Source organism: Nocardioides jensenii JCM 1364 = NBRC 14755 (genome assembly GCF_001552535.1).
Lineage (GTDB): Bacteria > Actinomycetota > Actinomycetes > Propionibacteriales > Nocardioidaceae > Nocardioides > Nocardioides jensenii.
In genome coordinates this window covers 1-19,008 of the sequence record NZ_BCRJ01000094.1, presented here as the reverse complement: position 1 = coordinate 19,008, position 19,008 = coordinate 1, and the positions used below count along the sequence as shown (strand labels likewise).

Genomic DNA, 19,008 nt, shown 5'->3' with positions numbered 1-19,008 from the left:
GTGAAACCCGGTGGCGCCGACCGGGATAATGGACGGCGTTGTGCAGCCAGACCTCGAGATCACCTACCCCGACCTCCCCGTCAGCGACCGTCGAGACGACATCGCGGCGGCCATTCGCGACCACCAGGTGGTGATCGTGGCCGGCGAGACCGGGTCCGGCAAGACCACTCAGCTGCCCAAGATCTGCCTCGAGCTCGGGCGTGGGCAGGGCGGTCGCGAGGGCAGGCTGATCGGCCACACCCAGCCGCGGCGCATTGCCGCGCGCAGTGTGGCCGAACGGATCGCCGAGGAGCTCGGCACCGAGCTCGGCGACGTGGTCGGCTACCAGGTCAGGTTCACCGACCGTACGTCGCGCAGCAGCCGGGTGAAGCTGATGACCGACGGCATCCTGCTCGCCGAGCTGCAGCGTGACCGGATGCTCAAGAAGTACGACACCCTCATCATCGACGAGGCCCACGAGCGCAGCCTCAACATCGACTTCATCCTCGGCTACCTCAAGCAGTTGCTGACCAGGCGGCCCGACCTGAAGCTGATCATCACCTCGGCCACCATCGACCCCGAACGCTTCGCGCAGCACTTCGGACTCGATTCCGGTGGTCGAGTAGCGAGCGCCAGCGAGCGTATCGAGACCCCGGCGCCGATCATCGAGGTCTCCGGTCGCACCTATCCGGTCGAGGTCCGCTACCGACCCCTGGTCTCGACAGGCTCGACCGGCGAGGAAGGAATCGACGACGAGGGCGAGGTCGTCGTACGCGACCAGACCGAGGCGATCGGGGAGGCAGTCAGGGAGCTCGCTGCCGAGGGGCCCGGCGACATCCTGGTCTTCCTGCCCGGCGAGCGCGAGATCCGCGACACCGCCGACGTCCTCGGTGAGCTGAACCTGCGCAACCCCCTCGAGATCGTGCCGCTCTACTCCCGGCTCTCCTCCGCAGAGCAGCACCGGGTCTTCGAGACGCCCAGGTCCGGCCGCGGCCGCCGGGTCGTGCTCGCCACCAACGTCGCCGAGACGTCGTTGACCGTGCCCGGGATCAGGTACGTCATCGACTCCGGCGTCGCCCGCATCTCGCGCTACTCGGTGCGCACCAAGGTGCAGCGGCTGCCGATCGAGCCGATCAGCCAGGCTTCGGCCAACCAGCGGTCCGGTCGGTGCGGCCGGGTCGCGGCGGGCGTGGCCATCCGGCTCTACTCCGAGGAGGACTTCGAGGCCCGGCCCGAGTTCACCGAGCCCGAGATCCTGCGCACCAACCTGGCCTCGGTGATCCTGCAGATGACCTCACTGGGCCTCGGCGACGTGGCCCGGTTCCCGTTCGTCGAGCCGCCGGACAAGCGCAACGTGCAGGCCGGCACCCAGCTGCTCGAAGAGCTCGGCGCCGTCACCGGGCCCAAGCTCACCAGGCTCGGCGGTCGCCTGGCCCGGCTGCCCATGGACCCGCGGCTGGGCCGGATGATCCTCGAGGCCGAACGCCTCGGGTGCGTGCGCGAGGTGGTCGTGATCGCGGCGGCCCTGTCGTTGCAGGACCCGCGTGAGCGCCCGACCGAGCTGCGGGCGCAGGCCGACCAGCAGCATGCCCGGTTCAAGGACCCCGAGTCCGACTTCATGTCGTGGCTCAACCTGTGGCGCTACCTCAAGACGCAGCAGAAGGAGCTCTCCTCCAGCGCGTTCCGGCGCCTGTGCAAACGGGAGTTCCTCAACTACCTGCGAGTGCGTGAGTGGCAGGACTTCGAGTCCCAGTTGCGCCAGGTCTGCAAGGAGATGGGCCTCGCAGCCGGTCAACCGGCCGATCAGCCCGACTCCGACGGCATCCACCAGGCCCTGCTCTCCGGGCTGCTCTCGCACATCGGTGCGTTGGAGGAGCGGGACACCAGGTCGAGCGGCGGCCGGCGACCGATGCGCGAATATCTCGGCGCTCGTGGTGCCCGATTCGCGATCTTCCCCGGCTCCGGGCTGGCCCGGAAGAACCCGCAGTTCCTGATGGCCGCCGAACTCGTCGAGACCAGTCGGTTGTGGGCCAGGCAGAACGCCGCGATCAACCCCGAGTGGGCCGAACGGATCGGCGCGCACCTGGTCAAGCGCAACTACTCCGAGCCGCACTGGTCGGCCAAGCGGGCGGCGGTGATGGCCCGTGAACGGGTGACGCTGTACGGCGTACCGCTGGTCGCCGACCGCCTGGTCAACTACGGCAAGGTCGACCGTGAGCTGGCCCGCGAGCTCTTCATCCGCCACGCCCTGGTCCACGGCGAGTGGCCGGCGCTGGAGACCGGGCGGCACAAGTTCTACGCCAAGAACAAGGCGCTGCTCGAAGAGGCGGAGGAGCTCGAGCACCGGGCTCGCCGACGCGACATCGTCGTCGACGAGCACACCCTGTTCGACTTCTACGACGCCCGCATCGGCGCCGACGTGGTCAGCGGCGCGCACTTCGACACGTGGTGGAAGAAGGAGCGGCAGCGCAACGGCAACCTGCTCACCTTCGACCCGCACATGCTCACCCATGACACGGCCGACGAGGTGCGGGCCAACGACTATCCGGAGCACTGGCACGCCGAGGGCCTCACCTTCCCGATCGGCTACCACTTCGAGCCGGGCTCGGCCGATGACGGGCTCACCATCGATGTGCCGGTGGCGACGCTCAACCGGGTCGAGTCCGACCAGTTCAGCTGGAACGTGCCCGGGCTGCGCGAGGAGCTGGTCACCGCCCTGATCCGCAGCCTGCCGAAGAACCTGCGGGTCAACTTCGTGCCGGCGCCCAACAAGGCCCGCGAGTTCCTGGCCGCGGTGCCGGTCGGCGACGAGCCACTGCTCGAGGCGCTCGAGCGCTGGTTCCGGGCGACCACCGGCGTCGTGGTCCCACGTGAGGCCTGGGACTGGGACAAGGTGCCCGAGCACCTGCGCCCGACGTTCCGGGTGGTCGACGAGACCGGGCGTGAGCAGGCCCGCGGCAAGGACCTGGAGGCACTCAAGGCGCCGCTCCGGCCGAAGTTCGCAGCCGCGATGGCCGAGGTCGCCGCCGACTCCGGGATTGCGGTCACCGGTCAGACCACGTGGACCTTCGGGGTGATCGAGTCCGACTTCACCCAGACCCGGGCCGGCCATGAGGTGCGCGGCTTCCCGGCCCTGGTCGACGAGGGCTCGAGTGTCGGCCTGCAGGTGTTCGGCTCCGCCGACGAGCAGGAGGCCCGACACCGTCTCGGCGTACGGCGCCTGCTGGTGCTGGGCACCGCATCGCCCGTCAAGGAGGTCCTCGACTCGCTCGGCAACGCGGAGAAGCTGGCGCTGGCAGGGTCGCCCTACCCGACCGTGACCGAGCTGCTCGAGGACTGCCGGGCCGCGGTCCTGCAGCAGGCGATCGACGCCCGCCCACCGGTGCGCACGACGGCGGCGTACGACGCGCTGCTGGCCGCCGTCGAGCGCGACCTGACCGACCACGTGCGCGGCGTCATGCGCGACGTGTTCCGGGTGCTGGAGGCCTGGCGGCGCACCGACAAGTCGCTCAGTGGTCGGGCCGACATGTCCACCCTGTCGGCGATCACCGACATGCGTGCCCAGCTCGACCGGTTGGTGCACCGGGGTTTCATCGCCGAGACCGGCGTCGAGCAGGTGCGGCAGCTGCCGCGCTACCTCGCCGCGATCGACGTACGCCGTGAGCGGCTGGACGCCCAGGTCGCGAAGGACCGGCAGCTGATGGACCAGCTCAGCGAGCTGCAGAACGCCTGGTTGCACCGGGTCGCGGCACTGCCCGAGGGCCGTCCACCGGGGGAGGCGCTGCGCAGGGTCCGCTGGCTGCTGGAGGAGTACCGCGTCTCGTTGTGGGCCCAGCACCTCGGCACCGCGCAGACCGTCAGCGACGCCCGCATCCGCAAGGCCCTCGGCTAGCTTTCCGTTTGCCACCCGGGGTCACGGTCGCTCCACACGCGTTGTGACGCCGCGCCAGCCACCACGGCACCGCTCAAGGGCCGAGCCCCGCGACCCGCACCCCCGCTGAGTACTGTGGCGTGGTGACCGAACGACCGCACCACCGTCCGAGCATGCAGACCTCCGACTTCTTCGACGGGCTGGTGGGCGGTGCTGATCCGGCGCTGGTCTCCGAGGCAGCCGAGCGAGCCGCACAGCTGCTGGTGCGTGGCGCGCATGACAGTGACGACCGTGAGGTTGCCGGGCGACTGTTGCACCTGGCCGAGGTCGAGGGGCTCGAGACGCTGGCCGACCTCTGGTCGGGGGCACCGGCCGACTCACTGGCGGGCTGTCTGTGGCGGCTCTACGTCCTGCGCGCCTGGGTGCATGCCTCACCGCAGTTGGCCGCGGCGCAGTTCGAGGCCGGCCGTGCCACCGCCCAGGTGGCCCGCGTCGTCGCCGGGGTGGCTGACCCGCCCGGGCCCGACCAGGTCCGCACGATGATCGACACCGTGCTGACCGGCATCTCCGAGAGCGCGTTCGCCGACGTGCTCCTGCGCGCGGCAGCCTTCGCGCGGGTGATCTCGGTCGGGCGCGCCCACCTGCACAGTGCCGATGCCCGGCCGATGCTCGTGCTCTCCGAGCAGTTGGAGACCGCGGCCCACCAGGAACTGGCCGTCGGGCTGGCCTGAAGTCTCGGCAGTCCGAACAAAGATTGAGTACGCCGGACCGGGAGCGCCTCACGGCGCGTGGCCGCTCGTAGCGGCTAATTTTGGGACCCGGGGCTGCCGCGGTCCGGCGTACTCGTCACATTGTAATCGGCGCTTCAACCGCCCGCGGCAACTTCGCCGGTCACCGGGAGAAATCGGTGGTCGAGGAGCGAGGAACGAGCGTCCCGAAACCACCGGCGCCGGGAAGCTAGGGTCGCTCCATGGACGCGACGTACGCACCGATCGAGAACGGCGAGCCCGACCCCGGCGAGGTGGTGTGGGCGTGGGTCCCCTACGAGGAGGACGCCAGCCAGGGCAAGGACCGCCCGGTCGTGCTGCTCGCCAAGGACGGCGACACCTGGCTCGCCCTGCAGCTCACCTCCAAGGACCACGACCGCGACGAGGCCCAGGAGGCCGAGGAGGGTCGCTTCTGGATGGACGTCGGATCGGGCGGCTGGGACCGGGACGGGCGCCCCAGCGAGGTCCGCCTGAACCGGCTGCTCCGCCTCCCTGACGGTGACCTCCGCCGCGAGGGTGCTGCCCTGGACCGGCAGATCTTCGAGCGCGTCGTCGAGGCTTCCCGGGAGTACGTCGACCTCGGCTGAGACGGCCGCTCGGCCCGGCGCGACGATCGACGGGTTCAACGGGTCTCGGTAACGGACGATCGACGGGTTCCCCGGGTCTCGGTAACGTCAGGAACATGAAGACACGAGAGCTCGGCGACCGCACCGTCAGTGCCATCGGACTCGGCGGCATGCCGTTGTCGCGCAACAGGTTCGCCACCGGCGAGCTGCCGCCGCGCGACGAGGCCATCGCCACCGTGCACGCGGCGCTCGAGGTCGGCGTGACGTTCATCGACACCGCCGACTGCTACGCGCCCGACGGACCGGGCCTGGGCCACAACGAGGAGCTGGTCGCCGAGGCCCTGCGCGCGGCCGGCTCACCCGAGGTGCTCGTCGCGACCAAGGGCGGCATCCGTCGCGAGGGCGCCGAATGGCCGGTCGACGGGCGCCCTGAGTGGATCCGGGAGGCCGTGCAGGGCTCGCTCAAGCGTCTCGGCGTCGAGTCGATCGACCTCTACCAGCACCACCGTCCCGACCCGTCCGTGCCCTACGCCGAGACGATCGGCGCCTTCAAGGAGTTGTACGACGAGGGGTTGGTGCAGCGCGTGGGGCTCTCCAACGCGAATCCCGATCAGATCCGGGAGGCCCACGGCATCCTCGGTGACGCGCTGGTCGCGGTACAGAACCAGTTCAGCCCGAGCTTCCGCAGCAGTGAGCCCGAGCTCGACCTCTGCGAGGAGCTCGGGCTGGCGTTCCTGCCCTGGAGTCCGTTGGGAGGCATGCGGCACGCCGCCGACCTGGCCGACGACTTCGCGGCCTTCGCCGAGGTGGGGGAGGCCCACGGGGTGAGTCCCCAGCAGGCCTGCATCGCCTGGCTGCTGGCTCGTTCGCCGAGCATCATCCCGATCCCGGGAGCCAGCCGGCCGGAGTCGATCCGCGACACGGCCGAGGCGACCCACCTCGAGTTGAGCGCCGACGAGGTCACCCGCCTGAACGCCTGACCGCCTGAACCGGTGACCGGGTGAACGGGTGACTGGGTGAACGGGTGACCGGGTGAACGGGTGAACGGCGGCTCTGAGATGTCGAGCGGGTCGCCTGCGACACGGTCCGCGGGCCCCTTGCAACCAGTGCTGCTTGCGGACTGGGTCTGCTGGACCAATTGGTCCAGCAGACCCAGCAGACCGTGCTCACGTGGGCTCAATGGGTCAATGGGCTCACGTGGGCTCACCTGAGCCCATCCACTCGGCACCTTCAGAACGAGCCCGACAGACAGCGCCCGGGCAGACAGGGCCCGGGCAGACAGGGCCCGGGCAGACAGGGCCCGGGCAGACAGGGCCCGGGCAAGCAGCGATCAACCGAGCTTGTCGGCGACCGCGCGCGCTGCCTGCTGGGCCGGCTCCTGGCCGACGTCGTAGTTGTAGTCCTGGCCGGCGTTGTCGATCAGCACGATCGAGATCGTGGCGCCGAGCCGGTTCACCGCGACGCCGTTGAAGTGGTGCTCCTCGGCGTCAGCCTTGCCGAACTGCAGCAGGTAGGTGAACGCCTTGCCCGTGCCGACCGTCGCCGGCAGGATCGGGTTGACCTTCTCGACGTCGGCGTCGAGCTGCTTTGCGCAGTCACGGTGCCAGCCGCGCAGCACCTGCTCGACCCGCCAGGCGGACTTCGCGTCGGCGAAGGTCGCGATCAGCTGGGCCGCTCGCTGTGAGCCCGCCGCCGTGAAGTTGCGCACCGATGCGGCGTCGGCCCCTGAGTCGACCAGGGAGAACTTCGCACAGTCACCGAAGGGCGTCGTTCCCTCGGGCTCGGTGCCGGCGTCGGTCCAGACCGTCTGGTCGTTGAGGCCGGGCATCTCCTCGGCGGTGAGGAAGAGCCCGTCGACGGGGTTGCTGGGGTCGACCGACGAGGAGCTCGGGGGAGCCGAGGTCACCGGCACCGGGTCGGTGGCCGTCGGAGCCGAGGCGGTGGGATCCGCCGAGCTGGGCGAGTCGCTGGCCTCGATCGACGTGGACTCCGACGGGTCGGAGGCGTTCGTGTCGTCGTTCGAGGCGTCCGAACCGCACGAGGTGAGAACAGTCACGGCCAGCAGGCCCGCGGAGAGCCCGAGGAGCGGGCGGGGAAGGGATGCCATGGCGTCAGCGTAGGGGTCACATCGAGTGCTGGACGTCGCGTCCTCGGTGTGTCCCGATATCGTGGGTTGACATGAAGCGGCGAGGAAAGGGCGTTCGGGCGTGAAGACTCGTGCGGCGATGGCGTGTGGCGCGGTCCTGTTGGCACTGTTTGCGGGGGCATGTGACTCGGACACCGGCGAGCCCCAGGCGGATCCGATCGGCACGGTGAAGAAGCCGATCAAGCTGACCTTCATGGCCTACGGACCCGACGAAGAGGTCGCCGCGATGCAGTCGACGGTCGACCAGTTCAACAAGGAGCACCCGACCACCAAGGTCACCCTCGAGCCCGCCAAGGACGCCGACGAGGTGATCGACCGCCTCCAGGCGAAGAACCCGCCGGACGTCTACCTGCTCTCGCAGCGCGACCTGGCGGAGGTGTCGAAACAGGGCCTCAACCAGCCGGTCGAGGAGCTCCTGGACTCGCGTGGCGTCGACTTCGGCGACTTCTACAAGCGTGACGCGGTCGACGCGTTCGCGATCGACCGGCGCCTGCAGTGCATGCCGTACGGCGTCTCGCCGATGGTCATGTACTACAACACCAACCTGATCGACTGGGAGGCGATGAAGGAGCAGGGTCTCGACTCGCCTGCCTCTCACGCCGCGTGGACCCTCGACCAGTTCAACGCGGCCGCGGAGTTCGCCTCGAACCGCCCCGGCGCCAAGGGCGTCTACATCGAGCCGACCCTGGAGGGCATCGCGCCGTTCGTCTACTCCGGTGGGGGCCAGCTCTTCGACGACCAGCGCCAACCCACCACGCTCACTCTCTCGGAGGAGTCCTCACGCGGGGCCCTGCTGCGCACCATGGACATCCTGCGCACCGACAAGCTGACGCTGACGCCGCGCCAGCTGCGCAAGGAGTCGGCGCTGGACCGGTTCAAGAAGGGCAAGCTCGGCATGATCGCGGGCTACCGGACCCTGGTCCCCGAGTTGCGCAAGACGCCCAGTCTGAGCTTCGACGTGATGCCGATGCCGATGCTCGACACCGGGACGACCGTGGGTGACGTGAGCGGCCTGTGCATCAGTGCCCAGCCGGCCAGCGTGTCTGCGGCGGCCGAGTTCCTGGTCGACACCATCTCGACCGAGTCGGTCGAGCGGGTCGCCGAGGCCGGCTACCTGGTGCCCTCGAACAACGAGGTCGCCGAGGACAAGGCCTTCCTGCAGCCCGACCAGTTGCCGGCGCACGCCGAGGTGTTCAACCGCACCGTGCGCGACATCGTCCAGCCGCCGCTGCTCGACTCCTGGAGTGACCTGGAGAAGGCCGTGCACGCCCCGCTCTACAAGATGTTCTACAACCGCCTGCTCGATCTCGAGGATCTGACCGACGCCATCGACGAGGCCTCCAAGCCAGTCCTGGAGAACCAGCAAGAGCCGTCGGCGACACCCACCGGCTGAACCGATCGTCGGCAACGACACGACCCCCTCGGAACGTGAATCCGAGGGGGTCGCGCCGTTGCCGACTAGACGTCGGAGGAAGAGGAGGACGAGGGGGCGTCGTCGGCTTCGGGCGGCTCGACGTCGGCCAACAGGATCGACTCGGTGAGGATCGGCTCCACCAGGCCGATCTGCCACTGCCGGGCACCGAGACCGGCCAAGGCCTCGCGGACGCCGGCCGCGAGCGCCTCCGGGTCGCGGGTGGCAGGCGGTGTCCAGAGCACGCGGCGCAGGGTGTCGGGGGTGAGCAGGTTCTCCACCGGCAGGTGGTTGGTCTCGGCCAACGACGTCATCTCGGTGCGCGCCCGGCTCAACCGGCGAGCCGCCACCGGATCCTTCTCGGCCCAGGCACGGGCGACGGGGGGCCCGTCGCCGCGAGGGCCCCGCTGCGGCAGATCGGTCTCGGGCATCTCGCGGGCCTCGGCGAGGGCGCTGACCCAGGTGGCCGCATAGCGGTCGGCACCGCGCCCGTGGAAGCCCTGGGTGCGCAGCAAGGTGGCGCGGTCGGCAGGCATCGCGAGGGCGGCCGCGATGATCGCGGAGTCGGGGAGCACGCGGCCGGGCGTGACGTCACGCTCCTCGGCGATTGCGTTGCGGGCCTCCCACAGGGCACGTACGGCGGCCAGTGCCCGGCGTCCCCGGACCCGGTGCAGCTGTGACGTACGACGCCAGGGCTCGGCTCGTTTGGCGGGGGTGAAGTCCAGGAGGTGCTCGAACTCCTGACGTGCCCACTCGGACTTGCCCGACTCGTCGAGCTCGGCGGCCATCACGGCCCGCAGCTCGACGAGGGGCTCGACGTCGAGGGCGGCGTACTCGAGCCAGGAGTCGGGCAGCGGGCGGCGGGACCAGTCGGCGGCCGAGTGCTCCTTGCGCAGCGACATGCCCAGGGTGGTCTCCACCAGCGTGGCCAGGCCGACCCGGGGGTAGCCCAGCAGCCGGCCGGCGAGCTCGGTGTCGAACAGGGAGGAGGGGCGCAGCCCGACCTCGGCCAGGCAGGCGAGGTCCTGGGTGGCGGCGTGGAGGATCCACTCCACGCCCTCGAGCGCGGTCTGCAGGTCGTCGAGGTTCTCGAACGCGATCGGGTCGACCAGTGCCGTGCCGGAGCCCTCGCGGCGCAGCTGGATCAGGTAGGCGCGGGCGGAGTATCGGTAGCCCGAGGCTCGCTCGGCATCGATCGCGACCGGGCCGGTGCCGGCGGCGAAGCGGGCCACCACCTCGGCCAGCGCGTCCTCGGTCTCGATCACGGGGGGAAGCCCGTCACGCAGCGTCAGCAGCGGGGCGGGCGTGGCCTCCGGTGCGGTCTCGTCGGCGGCTTCGTCGGGGGTCTCGGCGGTGTCGCTCACTGGGCGGGACCGCGCTGGCCGCGGCGGCTGGGGATCGCGGTCACTCCCTCGGGCACGGGCTCAAGGCCGACGGCGGTGCACAGCAGCTCGCCCCAGGCCTCGACATGTGCGGAGACGTCGAGGTCGCCGTTGTCGGGTCCGACGGGGGTCCACGAGGCGCGGATCTCGAGCTGAGCGGTGGCGTCCTCGTCGGACATCGAGCCGTAGCTCTCGGTGGCCACCCGGGTGACGGTGCCCGACGGCGCCGTGAACTCGGCGCCATGGGCCTGGAGTGCCTCGGTCAGCCAGGACCAGCCGACCTCGCCCAGCAGGGGATCGGTGACCATCTCGGGGTCGATCTCGGCGCGGGCGTAGGCCACGAAGCGGAAGGTGCCGGCCCACGCGTCGTTGCCCGCCGGGTCGTGCAGCAGGATGATGCGCCCGGTGCCGATGTCGGCGTCGTCGACCGTGACGTCGGCCGAGAGCGCACTGGCGTAGGGCGCGATGCGCTGCGGTGCGGGCATCGACTCGCAGAACACTTCAGGACGCAGTCGTGCCGCGCTCATGCTTTCGACCGCGACCCGGAATTCCTCCGGGGGCAGGCCCGCACCGGATCCCGGGTGCGCCTCTTGCCGGACCACCATGCCCTCCACACTAGGCCGCGGCCCCCCGGCCGGAGGGGTGCCACGCCGCTCGGGTCACGATCCATCGAGTGCGAATCGGTGGTTCGCGGCTGACCTGCGAAGATTCACCTGTGACTGCCTCCACCGATCTTCGTGACTCCGCCTTCCTCCGTGCCGCTCGTGGGGAGCCCGTGCCGCACACGCCGGTGTGGTTCATGCGCCAGGCGGGTCGCTCGCTGCCCGAGTACCTCAAGGTTCGCGAGGGCGTCGCGATGCTCGACTCGTGCATGAACGCCGACCTGGTCACCGAGATCACCCTCCAGCCGGTACGCCGCTACGGCGTCGACGCGGCGATCTTCTTCTCCGACATCGTGCTGCCGCTCAAGGCGGTCGGGGTCGACCTCGACATCGTGCCGGGCGTCGGGCCGGTGGTCGCGAAGCCGGTCGAGACGCTGGCCGACGTCGCGGCGATCCCGGACCTGACGCCCGAGCACGTCCCCTTCATCACCCAGGCTGTGCACAACCTGGTCGGCGAGCTGGGCGGCACCCCGTTGATCGGCTTCGCCGGGGCCCCGTTCACGGTGGCGTCCTACCTGGTCGAGGGGGGACCGTCCAAGGACCATGCGAAGACCAAGGCGATGATGTTCGGCGCCCCCGACGTGTGGGACGCGCTCATGCGCAAGATCGCCGGTGTCGCCGCGGACTACCTCACGGTCCAGGTCGAGGCGGGCGCGTCCGCCGTCCAGCTCTTCGACTCGTGGGCCGGCGCGCTGACCCCGGCCGACTACCGCGAGCACGTGATGCCGCACTCCGCGCGGGTGCTGGCCGCGGCCGGCGAGCTCGACGTGCCGCGGATCCACTTCGGTGTCGGCACCTCGAACCTGCTCTCCCTGATGGGTGAGGCCGGCGCCGACGTGGTCGGCGTCGACTGGCGTACGCCGCTCGCGGACGGCATCAAGGCCGTCGGTGACCGGGGCGTCCAGGGCAACCTCGACCCGACCCTGGTCTTCGCGCCGACCGAGGTGATGACCGCGCGGGCCGGCGAGATCATCGAGGCCGGCCGCTCCGCCAAGGGCCACATCTTCAACCTCGGCCACGGCGTGATCCCCTCGACGAACCCCGACCAGCTCAAGGCACTGACGGAGTTCGTCCAGGGCCACCCCCTCGACTGAGGGTTCCGGCCTCGCGAGACCCCGAGGCTATTCCGCGCTCGCGACCGGGGGAGCGATCGACTGCGGACGCGTTCGGAGGCGCCGCCACAGCACGAGCACGGGGATGCCGAGCAGACCGATCACGACGGCGAACGGCAGCAGTGCCCCGACCACCGTGGCGAGGCCGGCGCCGAACCCGGTGAGTGCGTTCCACCCGTCGAGCAGGCCGCCGACGAACGCGTTGTGCTGGTCGTCGTCCTTCTTCTCCTTGGCCGTCGCGTCCTCGTGCTCGAGGTGGATGGTGATCGTGGAGAGGCTGGTCTGGTCCCTCAGGTAGGCCTGCTGCGACTTGAGGGAGTCGAGCTCTGCCTGGCGTGAGCTGAGCTGGGCCTCGATGGAGACGATGTCGGCGATGTCGGAGGCCCGCGCCAGCAGCACCTCGATCCGCTCGAGGCTCTTCTCCTGGGCGCGGATCCGCACGTCGTTGTCGATCACCTGGGTGGTGACGTCCTCCGAGCTGCGGCTCGAGCCGGTCAGCTCGGCGACGCCGGCGAGATCGGTCATCGCCTGGTCGAACTCCGTCACCGGAAGGCGTACGACGAGGCGGGTGTTGTCGACCTTGCCGCCGTCGTCGGTGGAGGTGTTCTCCTCGTCGATGGTGCCCTCGTGCGCGTCGAGCACCTTCTGGAGGTCGAAGCGGGCCTGCTCCGTGTCCTCACTGCGCAGCGAGACGGTGCCGGTGCTGATCACGGCCTTGTCCTGCGGTGCGGTTCGTCCGGCACCGCTCTTCTCCGGGGCGTTCTCCGACGCGGTCGACGGGGCCTGGCTCGCGGCCGGCCCCGGGTCTCCGTCGGCATCGGTCAGGTTCTCGGCCCGGTCGCCCAACTGGACGTCGGACTGGACGTCGGCCCGGCTCTCGGTCGGGGAGTAGGAGCCACTGTCGGAGTCGTCCCCCGACGAGCAGCCCGTGAGTGCGATGAGTCCGGCTGCGAGGAGCGGGACGGCGAGTCTCGTGAGTGGCTTCGTCATGCAGGTGGGACGGGCGCGACGGCCCCGCGGTTCCGTCAACTGGCCCGGCGGTAGCTCCGCGAGTGGGCCACCAGGCCGGCCTGCAGGTCACGGACGGACTGGGGGAGGTGCTCCCCACGACGCTGCAGCATGACCAGGCCGACCCCGGTCTCGTCCCCGCTGATCGGTCGGTGCGTGATCAGGCCGGCGCGCTCCATCGGATCGCCGATCACGCTGTAGTCGGGAAGCACGGTGACGCCGAGTCCCTCGGCGACCATCACCTTGCCCATCTCGGCGCCGTCCGTGCTGAACGCAACCGGTGGCATCTGGGCACCGAAGAGGCGGTGCACGAAGCGGTGCATCAGGTAGCCGGCCCGCATCACCACGAACTCGTGCTCGCGCAGTTGGGTCACACTGACCTGGTCGTACGACGCGAGCGGATGGTCGTGGCGACAGATCAGCACCGGCCGGCCGTGGATCAGGTGCGTGCCGTCGAGGTCGACGGGCACGTCGTCCCCCTCGAGCACATTGATCAGGCCGAGGTCGAGACCACCCTCGGCCAGACCCTGGTGGATCTCGGCCTGCTGGGTGTTCACCACCTCGACGGTGGTTCCGGGATTGGCCCGCTGGAAGTCGCGTACGGCGGGCACGAGCAGCGTGGAGGTGGCGGCGTTGACCGTGCCCATCCGAACCATGCGGCTGCTGAGTTGCTGGTCGCCGGCAGCGGTGCGGAGCCGGCCGACGGCCTCGAGCACCTCAACCATGTTCTGGAGCAGATCCCTGCCCTGACGGCTGATCCGAGCCCCCGACCGGCGCCGGTCGAGCAGGGTCACGCCCAGCTCCCGCTCCAGCTTGCTCACCGCCTCGCTGAGCGCCGGCTGGGAGAGGTGCAGGGACTCACTGGCCTTGCGCAGTGACCCGTGCTGGGTCACCGCGGCGATGTACTGCAGTTGCTCGATCCGCACCCTGTGTCTCCTTCTGTGCAACCAACCGGTGGAAGGTTGCGCCGCTCACCCCCTCGGGTTTTGGCCCACTGCCAATGCCCCGCTTTTCCTTGCATCCATAATTCTAGACTAGTTCACTAGACATTATCCAAATAGAGCACTTGTCGAGAGGCGAACACATGTCGATCACCACGCCGGCCACATCCACCTGGGCCGGTCCACTGCCCAGCACACCTGAGGAGTGGGTCGCTCGCGCCGAGGCCGTGGCCACCCAGCTTGCCGTCGACGCCGTCGAGCGTGACCGGGCCAACGCCACGCCGGTTGCCGAGGTCCGCCTGCTCAAGGACTCCGGCCTGGTCACCCTGCTCGGACCGGTCGAACACGGAGGGGGTGGGCAGGACTGGACCACGGCCAACCGGGTGATCCGGGCGATCTCCGCCGGAGACGGCTCCATCGGGCAGCTGATCGGCTATCACTACCTGTGGTTCTGGGCGGTCCGCCTGGTCGGCACCCCCGAGCAGATCGAGGCCGTCGAGCAGCAGGCCGTCGAGAACCAGTGGTTCTTCGGTGGTGCGGTGAATCCGCGCGACAGCGATCTGGTCATCACCGAGGTCGACGACGAGCTGGTCTACAACGGCAAGAAGTCCTTCTCGACCGGCGGCAGGGTCTCCGACGTCACCGTGCTCGAAGGGGTCCTGGAGGGCACCGACAACCACATCTTTGCGATCGTTCCCACGGCGCAGGAGGGCATCCGCTTCCTCGGTGACTGGGACAACCTGGGTCAGCGTCTCACCGAGAGTGGCGGTGTCGAGATCGTCGACGTCCACGTGCCGTGGGAAGCCGCCGCCGGACATGTCGATCGCGTCTTCCGGCCCCGGATCTACAACACCCTGAACGTGCCGCTGATCCAGTTGATCTTCGCCAACATCTACGTCGGGATCGCCCAGGGCGCGCTGTCGACGGCGACGACCTACACCCGCGACAAGACCCGCGCCTGGCCCTATGCCACGGATGTGAAGTCCAGCGCCCAGGAGGAGTTCTACATCCTCGAGACGTACGGCGACCTGCAGTCGAAGCTGTGGGCCGCCGAGGCGATCACCGAGCGAGCCGCGGTGCTGATCGAGCGGATCAACGCCCACGCTGACTCGGTGACCGCGCGGGAGCGCGGTGAGGCGGCCGTCCTGATCGCCGCCGCGAAGCAGGTGGCCATCGACACCGGACTCGAGGTGACCAACCGCATCTTCGAGGTCACCGGGGCCCGAGCGACTGCCAACTCGGTCGGTCTCGACGTGTTCTGGCGCAACATCCGCACCCACAGCCTCCACGACCCGGTCGCCCACAAGCGTGCCGAGGTGGGGCGCCACACGTTGCTCGGTGAGCTCCCCGAGCCCACTTGGTACACGTGATCGACCGTCCTTCGACCTTCCGCCACAACTCCCGAGGTGAACCACATGACCCTGAATGACACCGCTCGGCAGGACGTCGCCCCAGGGCGCCCCGCCGCTCCGACCACGAGGCTCGCCGAGGTGCGGTCGTCGTACCAGCCGCTGCTGGAGAGGATCGCTGCCGGAGCGGTCGAGCGCGAGCTCGACGGCACCCTGCCGGCCGAGCAGATCGACTGGCTCAAGAAGGCCGGGTACGGCGCGCTGCGCGTGCCGGTCGAGCACGGCGGCGCCGGGCTGACCTGGCCCGAGCTGACCCAGCTCTGGATCGACCTGGCCGCCGTCGACAACAACCTGCCGCAGGCTCTGCGCGGCCACTTCGCGCTTGCCGAGGACCGGCTCCACCAGCATGCGATCGGCGTGGACCAGGCCACCTGGTTCGACCGTTTCGTGGCCGGCGAGATCGGCGGCAATGCCTGGTCGGAGGTCGGCTCGACGACGATCGACACCCAGCAGACCGTGCTGAGCTCGGACGGCGACGGCTTCCGCCTCAACGGCACGAAGTACTACACGACCGGCACGATCTTTGCCGAGTGGGCCGACGTCTACGCGCTGCGCGAGGATGGCACCTTCGTGATCGCCCTGGTCCGCACCGACGAGTCGGGCTTCAGCGTCACCGACGACTGGGACGGGTTCGGGCAACGGGGGACCGGCAGTGGCACGGCCACCTTCGACAACGTGCGGGTCGAGGCCGCGAACGTGCTCGTCTTCGCCGAGCGCTTCCCCTACCAGACCGCGGTCTACCAGCTGAACCTGCTGGCCACCTTGAGTGGCATCGGCCGGGCAGCCCTGCGTGATGCCGTGGCCGAGGTGCGGCGGCGCGAGCGCAACTACTCACATGCGAATGCGGCCCGGGTGCGCGACGACGCCCAGGTCCTGGCCCGCATCGGAGAGATCTCCTCCGCGGTCTATGCGGCCGAGGCGACCACGCTCCGGGTCGCGACAACCGTGCAGGCGGCGTTCGAGGCCTCGGGGGCCGAGCCTGACCGGGTGCTCGCGATCAACGAAGCGGCCGAGATCGAGTCCGCGGCGGCCCAGGTCGTGGTCACCGAGCTGGTCCTCAGGGCGACCAGCGACCTGTTCGACACGCTCGGTGCCTCGGCCACGTCTCGCGCGAAGGCGCTCGATCGGCACTGGCGCAACGCCCGCACGGTGTCGTCGCACAACCCGCGCATCCTCAAGGCGCGGGTGGTCGGCGCCTACGAGGTCAACGGCACACCGCCGCCGTACGCCTGGGCGATCGGCACGACGAAGCGCGACAGAACGAAGGCCCGCGAATGCGGGTGACAGGCGGGGCCGATCACCACATAGCGAGACGCGACGGCGTGGTGGCCGGCCTCGCCTTGATCTCCGCACCTAAATATAGCAACCTACTAGACATAGACGTCATTAAGGAGTTTCGATGAGCGCGATCGCACCAAACACCGACCCGCTGAAGTTCGCCTACTGGGTGCCCAACGTCAGCGGGGGTCTGGTGGTCAGCAAGATCGAGCAGCGCACCGACTGGGGCTATGAGTACAACAAGACGCTCGCCCAGCTGGCCGAGAACAACGGCTTCGACTACGCGCTCTCGCAGGTGCGCTACATGGCGTCGTACGGCGCGGCGTACCAGCACGAGTCGACCAGCTTCAGCCTCGCACTGCTTCTCGCCACCGAGCGTCTCAAGGTGATCGCCGCGGTCCACCCGGGGATGTGGCAGCCGGGGGTGCTCGCGAAGTACATCGCCACCGCAGACCACCTCTCGGGTGGCCGCGCCGCGATCAACGTGGTGAGCGGCTGGTTCAAGGACGAGTTCACCAAGATGGGCGAGAGCTGGGTCGAGCACGGTGAGCGCTACCGCCGTTCCGAGGAGTTCATCCGCTACGTGCGCGAGATCTGGACCTCTGAGCACGCGGAGTTCAACGGCGACTTCTACAACCTGCACGACTTCGACCTGAAGCCGAAGCCGCTCGCCAGTGAGGGACGCCCGCACCCCGAGATCTTCCAGGGCGGCAACTCCGCCGACGCCCGCAAGATGGCCGGCCGGGTCTCGGACTGGTACTTCTCCAACGGCAACACCCCCGACGGCATCTCCGAGCAGATCGCCGACGTCGGTGGCGAGGCCCGGGCCCACGACCGCACGGTGCGGTTTGGACTGAACGGCTTCATGATCGCCCGCGACTCCGAGAAGGAAGCTCGGGAGACCCTGCGCGAGATCGTCGCCAAGGCCGACCGTGAGGCCGTGGAAGGCTTCGGGTCGGCGGTCAAGCAGGCCGGGCAGTCCACGTCGGACAAGAAGGGCATGTGGCAGGACTCCTCCTTCGAGGATCTCGTGCAGTACAACGACGGTTTCCGCACCAACCTGATCGGCACTCCTGAGCAGGTCGCCGAGCGGATCGTCGAGTTCAAGCGTCGCGGCGTCAACCTGATGCTCTTCGGCTACCTGCACTTCCACGAAGAGGTTCAGTACTTCGGCCAGCACGTGCTCCCCATCGTCCGGGAGATGGAGCAGGCCGAGGCGGAGCGTGCCGCATGAGCGCCGCTTCGGTGCTCGAGCAGCAAGCGCCGGCGAGCGCTCGTCGAGACCACGCAGCGGTGCCGGTCCTCACCGCCGACCAAGCCGTCCAGGTGGCCCGCGAGATCGGCGCGGAGCTCGCCGAGGGCGCCGCCCGACGCGACGCCGAGCGCATCCTGCCGACCGCCGAGCTCGACCGGCTCTCGGCCAGCGGGCTCCTCGCGATCACGGTCCCCGCGACGTACGGCGGCGCTGACCTGCGCGGCGAGGTCGTTGCCGAGGTGTTCCGCGCCCTGGCCCAGGGTGACCCGTCAGTGGCGCAGATCCCGCACAGCCACTTCGTCTACGTCAACGCGCTACGTCACCACGCGACCGATGAGCAGAAGGCGTTCTTCTTCGGCGAGGTGCTGCGCGGCAAGCGCTTCGGCAACGCCCAGTCAGAGACCGGCACCAAACACGTGCGCGACATCCGCACCACCCTCACGACGTACGACGGGGGCTACCGCCTTGACGGGGTGAAGGGCTACTGCACCGGCGCGCTGTTCGCCGACTGGATCCCCGTGCTGACCCACCTCGGCGTCGACGGTCCGCTGCATGTCGCCTGGGTCGAACGCCATGCCCAGGGCGTCACCGTGACCGACGACTGGGACGGCCTCGGTCAACGGACCACGGCCAGTGGCACCGTCGAGCTCGACGGCGTCGACGTACGCCACGAACGGATCACGCCGTTCCACCTCACCTTTGAGGCACCCCAGACGTACGGCGCCTTCGCCCAGCTGATGCATGCCGCCATCGACGCCGGCATCGCCCGCGCGGCACTGGATGAGGCCGCATCGTTCGTGCGCAGCAAGAGCCGGCCCTATCCCGACGCCGGTGTCGAGCGTGCCGCCGACGACCCGCTGATCGTGCATGCCTTCGGCGAGCTCGAGCTGCAGGTGCGCGGCGCGGAGGCGTTGCTTGCCGAGGCCGGTCGTGCGATCGACCGGGCAGACGACGTACTCACCGCCCAGTCGGCGGGCGAGGCGAGTCTCGCCGTGGCGGCCGCCCGGGCCTCGACCACCGCGGCGGCCGTCGAGGTGGCCAGTCGGCTCTTCGAGGTCTCCGGCACCCGCTCCGCGCTGGCCGGACTCAACCTCGATCGGCACTGGCGCAACGCCCGCACCCACACGCTGCACGACCCCGCGGCATGGAAGGTGCAGCACCTCGGCCACTTCGCGGTCGACGGGACTCTCCCACCCAACCACGGCCAGATCTGAATCTCGA

At 69.6% G+C, this 19,008-nt stretch carries 15 protein-coding genes; 10 read left to right on the top strand and 5 right to left on the bottom strand.

What is annotated here, in order from left to right; all coding sequences use genetic code 11:
- Positions 1 to 28: 28 nt before the first annotated feature.
- From hrpA to NJ4_RS19615, 4 genes are all read left to right on the top strand, one after another.
- Positions 29 to 3,871, top strand: coding sequence for an ATP-dependent RNA helicase HrpA (hrpA, locus tag NJ4_RS19630; protein WP_067439178.1), 3,843 nt, complete (start codon positions 29 to 31; stop codon positions 3,869 to 3,871).
- A 152-nt stretch (positions 3,872 to 4,023) separates the two neighbouring features.
- Positions 4,024 to 4,581, top strand: coding sequence for a hypothetical protein (locus tag NJ4_RS19625; RefSeq protein WP_067439175.1), 558 nt, complete (start codon positions 4,024 to 4,026; stop codon positions 4,579 to 4,581).
- 239 nt (positions 4,582 to 4,820) lie between these two features.
- Positions 4,821 to 5,204: a type II toxin-antitoxin system PemK/MazF family toxin gene (locus NJ4_RS19620; protein WP_067439172.1), complete on the top strand. Its 384-nt coding sequence runs from the start codon at positions 4,821 to 4,823 to the stop codon at positions 5,202 to 5,204.
- A gap of 95 nt (positions 5,205 to 5,299) precedes the next feature.
- Entirely contained in the window at positions 5,300 to 6,163 is an 864-nt protein-coding gene (locus NJ4_RS19615; protein WP_067439169.1) for an aldo/keto reductase, read from the top strand.
- 350 nt (positions 6,164 to 6,513) lie between these two features.
- Here the strand turns inward: NJ4_RS19615 and NJ4_RS25750 are convergent, their stop codons facing one another.
- Positions 6,514 to 7,290 (bottom strand): hypothetical protein, encoded by a 777-nt coding sequence (locus NJ4_RS25750; protein WP_067439166.1) that lies wholly within the window; start codon positions 7,288 to 7,290, stop codon positions 6,514 to 6,516.
- A 100-nt stretch (positions 7,291 to 7,390) separates the two neighbouring features.
- Between NJ4_RS25750 and NJ4_RS19605 the strand changes: the two genes are divergently transcribed.
- Complete coding sequence (locus NJ4_RS19605) at positions 7,391 to 8,722, top strand: ABC transporter substrate-binding protein (protein WP_067439163.1); 1,332 nt, start codon at positions 7,391 to 7,393, stop codon at positions 8,720 to 8,722.
- Positions 8,723 to 8,787: 65 nt separating this feature from the next.
- Here the strand turns inward: NJ4_RS19605 and NJ4_RS19600 are convergent, their stop codons facing one another.
- Positions 8,788 to 10,104 carry a ribonuclease D gene (locus NJ4_RS19600; protein ID WP_067439160.1) on the bottom strand — a complete coding sequence of 439 codons (1,317 nt, stop codon included), beginning with the start codon at positions 10,102 to 10,104 and terminating at the stop codon, positions 8,788 to 8,790.
- A complete protein-coding gene (locus NJ4_RS19595) occupies positions 10,101 to 10,727 on the bottom strand; it encodes a DUF3000 domain-containing protein (RefSeq protein ID WP_067439157.1) in 627 nt (208 codons plus the stop codon). The genes NJ4_RS19600 and NJ4_RS19595 overlap by 4 nt, the downstream gene beginning before the upstream one ends.
- Positions 10,728 to 10,837: 110 nt before the next feature.
- Between NJ4_RS19595 and hemE the strand changes: the two genes are divergently transcribed.
- Entirely contained in the window at positions 10,838 to 11,878 is a 1,041-nt protein-coding gene (gene hemE, locus NJ4_RS19590) for a uroporphyrinogen decarboxylase (protein ID WP_217996924.1), read from the top strand.
- 27 nt (positions 11,879 to 11,905) lie between these two features.
- Here the strand turns inward: hemE and NJ4_RS19585 are convergent, their stop codons facing one another.
- Complete coding sequence (locus NJ4_RS19585; RefSeq protein WP_067439154.1) at positions 11,906 to 12,886, bottom strand: DUF4349 domain-containing protein; 981 nt, start codon at positions 12,884 to 12,886, stop codon at positions 11,906 to 11,908.
- 35 nt (positions 12,887 to 12,921) lie between these two features.
- Positions 12,922 to 13,830, bottom strand: a complete 909-nt coding sequence (locus NJ4_RS19580) for a LysR family transcriptional regulator (RefSeq protein WP_067439151.1) — start codon at positions 13,828 to 13,830, stop codon at positions 12,922 to 12,924.
- Positions 13,831 to 13,988: 158 nt separating this feature from the next.
- On the opposite strand from NJ4_RS19580, the gene NJ4_RS19575 reads away from it, so the two are divergent.
- The 4 genes from NJ4_RS19575 to NJ4_RS19560 all read left to right on the top strand — a co-directional run bounded on the left by NJ4_RS19575 (position 13,989) and on the right by NJ4_RS19560 (position 19,001).
- The gene (locus NJ4_RS19575) at positions 13,989 to 15,215 is read left to right on the top strand and encodes an acyl-CoA dehydrogenase family protein (protein WP_067439147.1); all 1,227 of its coding nucleotides are present in this window, start codon (positions 13,989 to 13,991) and stop codon (positions 15,213 to 15,215) included.
- A 45-nt stretch (positions 15,216 to 15,260) separates the two neighbouring features.
- Positions 15,261 to 16,538, top strand: coding sequence for an acyl-CoA dehydrogenase family protein (locus NJ4_RS19570; protein ID WP_082748921.1), 1,278 nt, complete (start codon positions 15,261 to 15,263; stop codon positions 16,536 to 16,538).
- Between the two features lie 115 nt (positions 16,539 to 16,653).
- On the top strand, positions 16,654 to 17,766 hold the full coding sequence (gene sfnG / locus NJ4_RS19565; protein WP_067439144.1) for a dimethylsulfone monooxygenase SfnG: 1,113 nt from the start codon (positions 16,654 to 16,656) through the stop codon (positions 17,764 to 17,766).
- Complete coding sequence (locus tag NJ4_RS19560) at positions 17,763 to 19,001, top strand: SfnB family sulfur acquisition oxidoreductase (RefSeq protein WP_082748919.1); 1,239 nt, start codon at positions 17,763 to 17,765, stop codon at positions 18,999 to 19,001. Before sfnG ends, NJ4_RS19560 begins: the two co-directional genes overlap by 4 nt.
- Positions 19,002 to 19,008 lie beyond the last annotated feature (7 nt).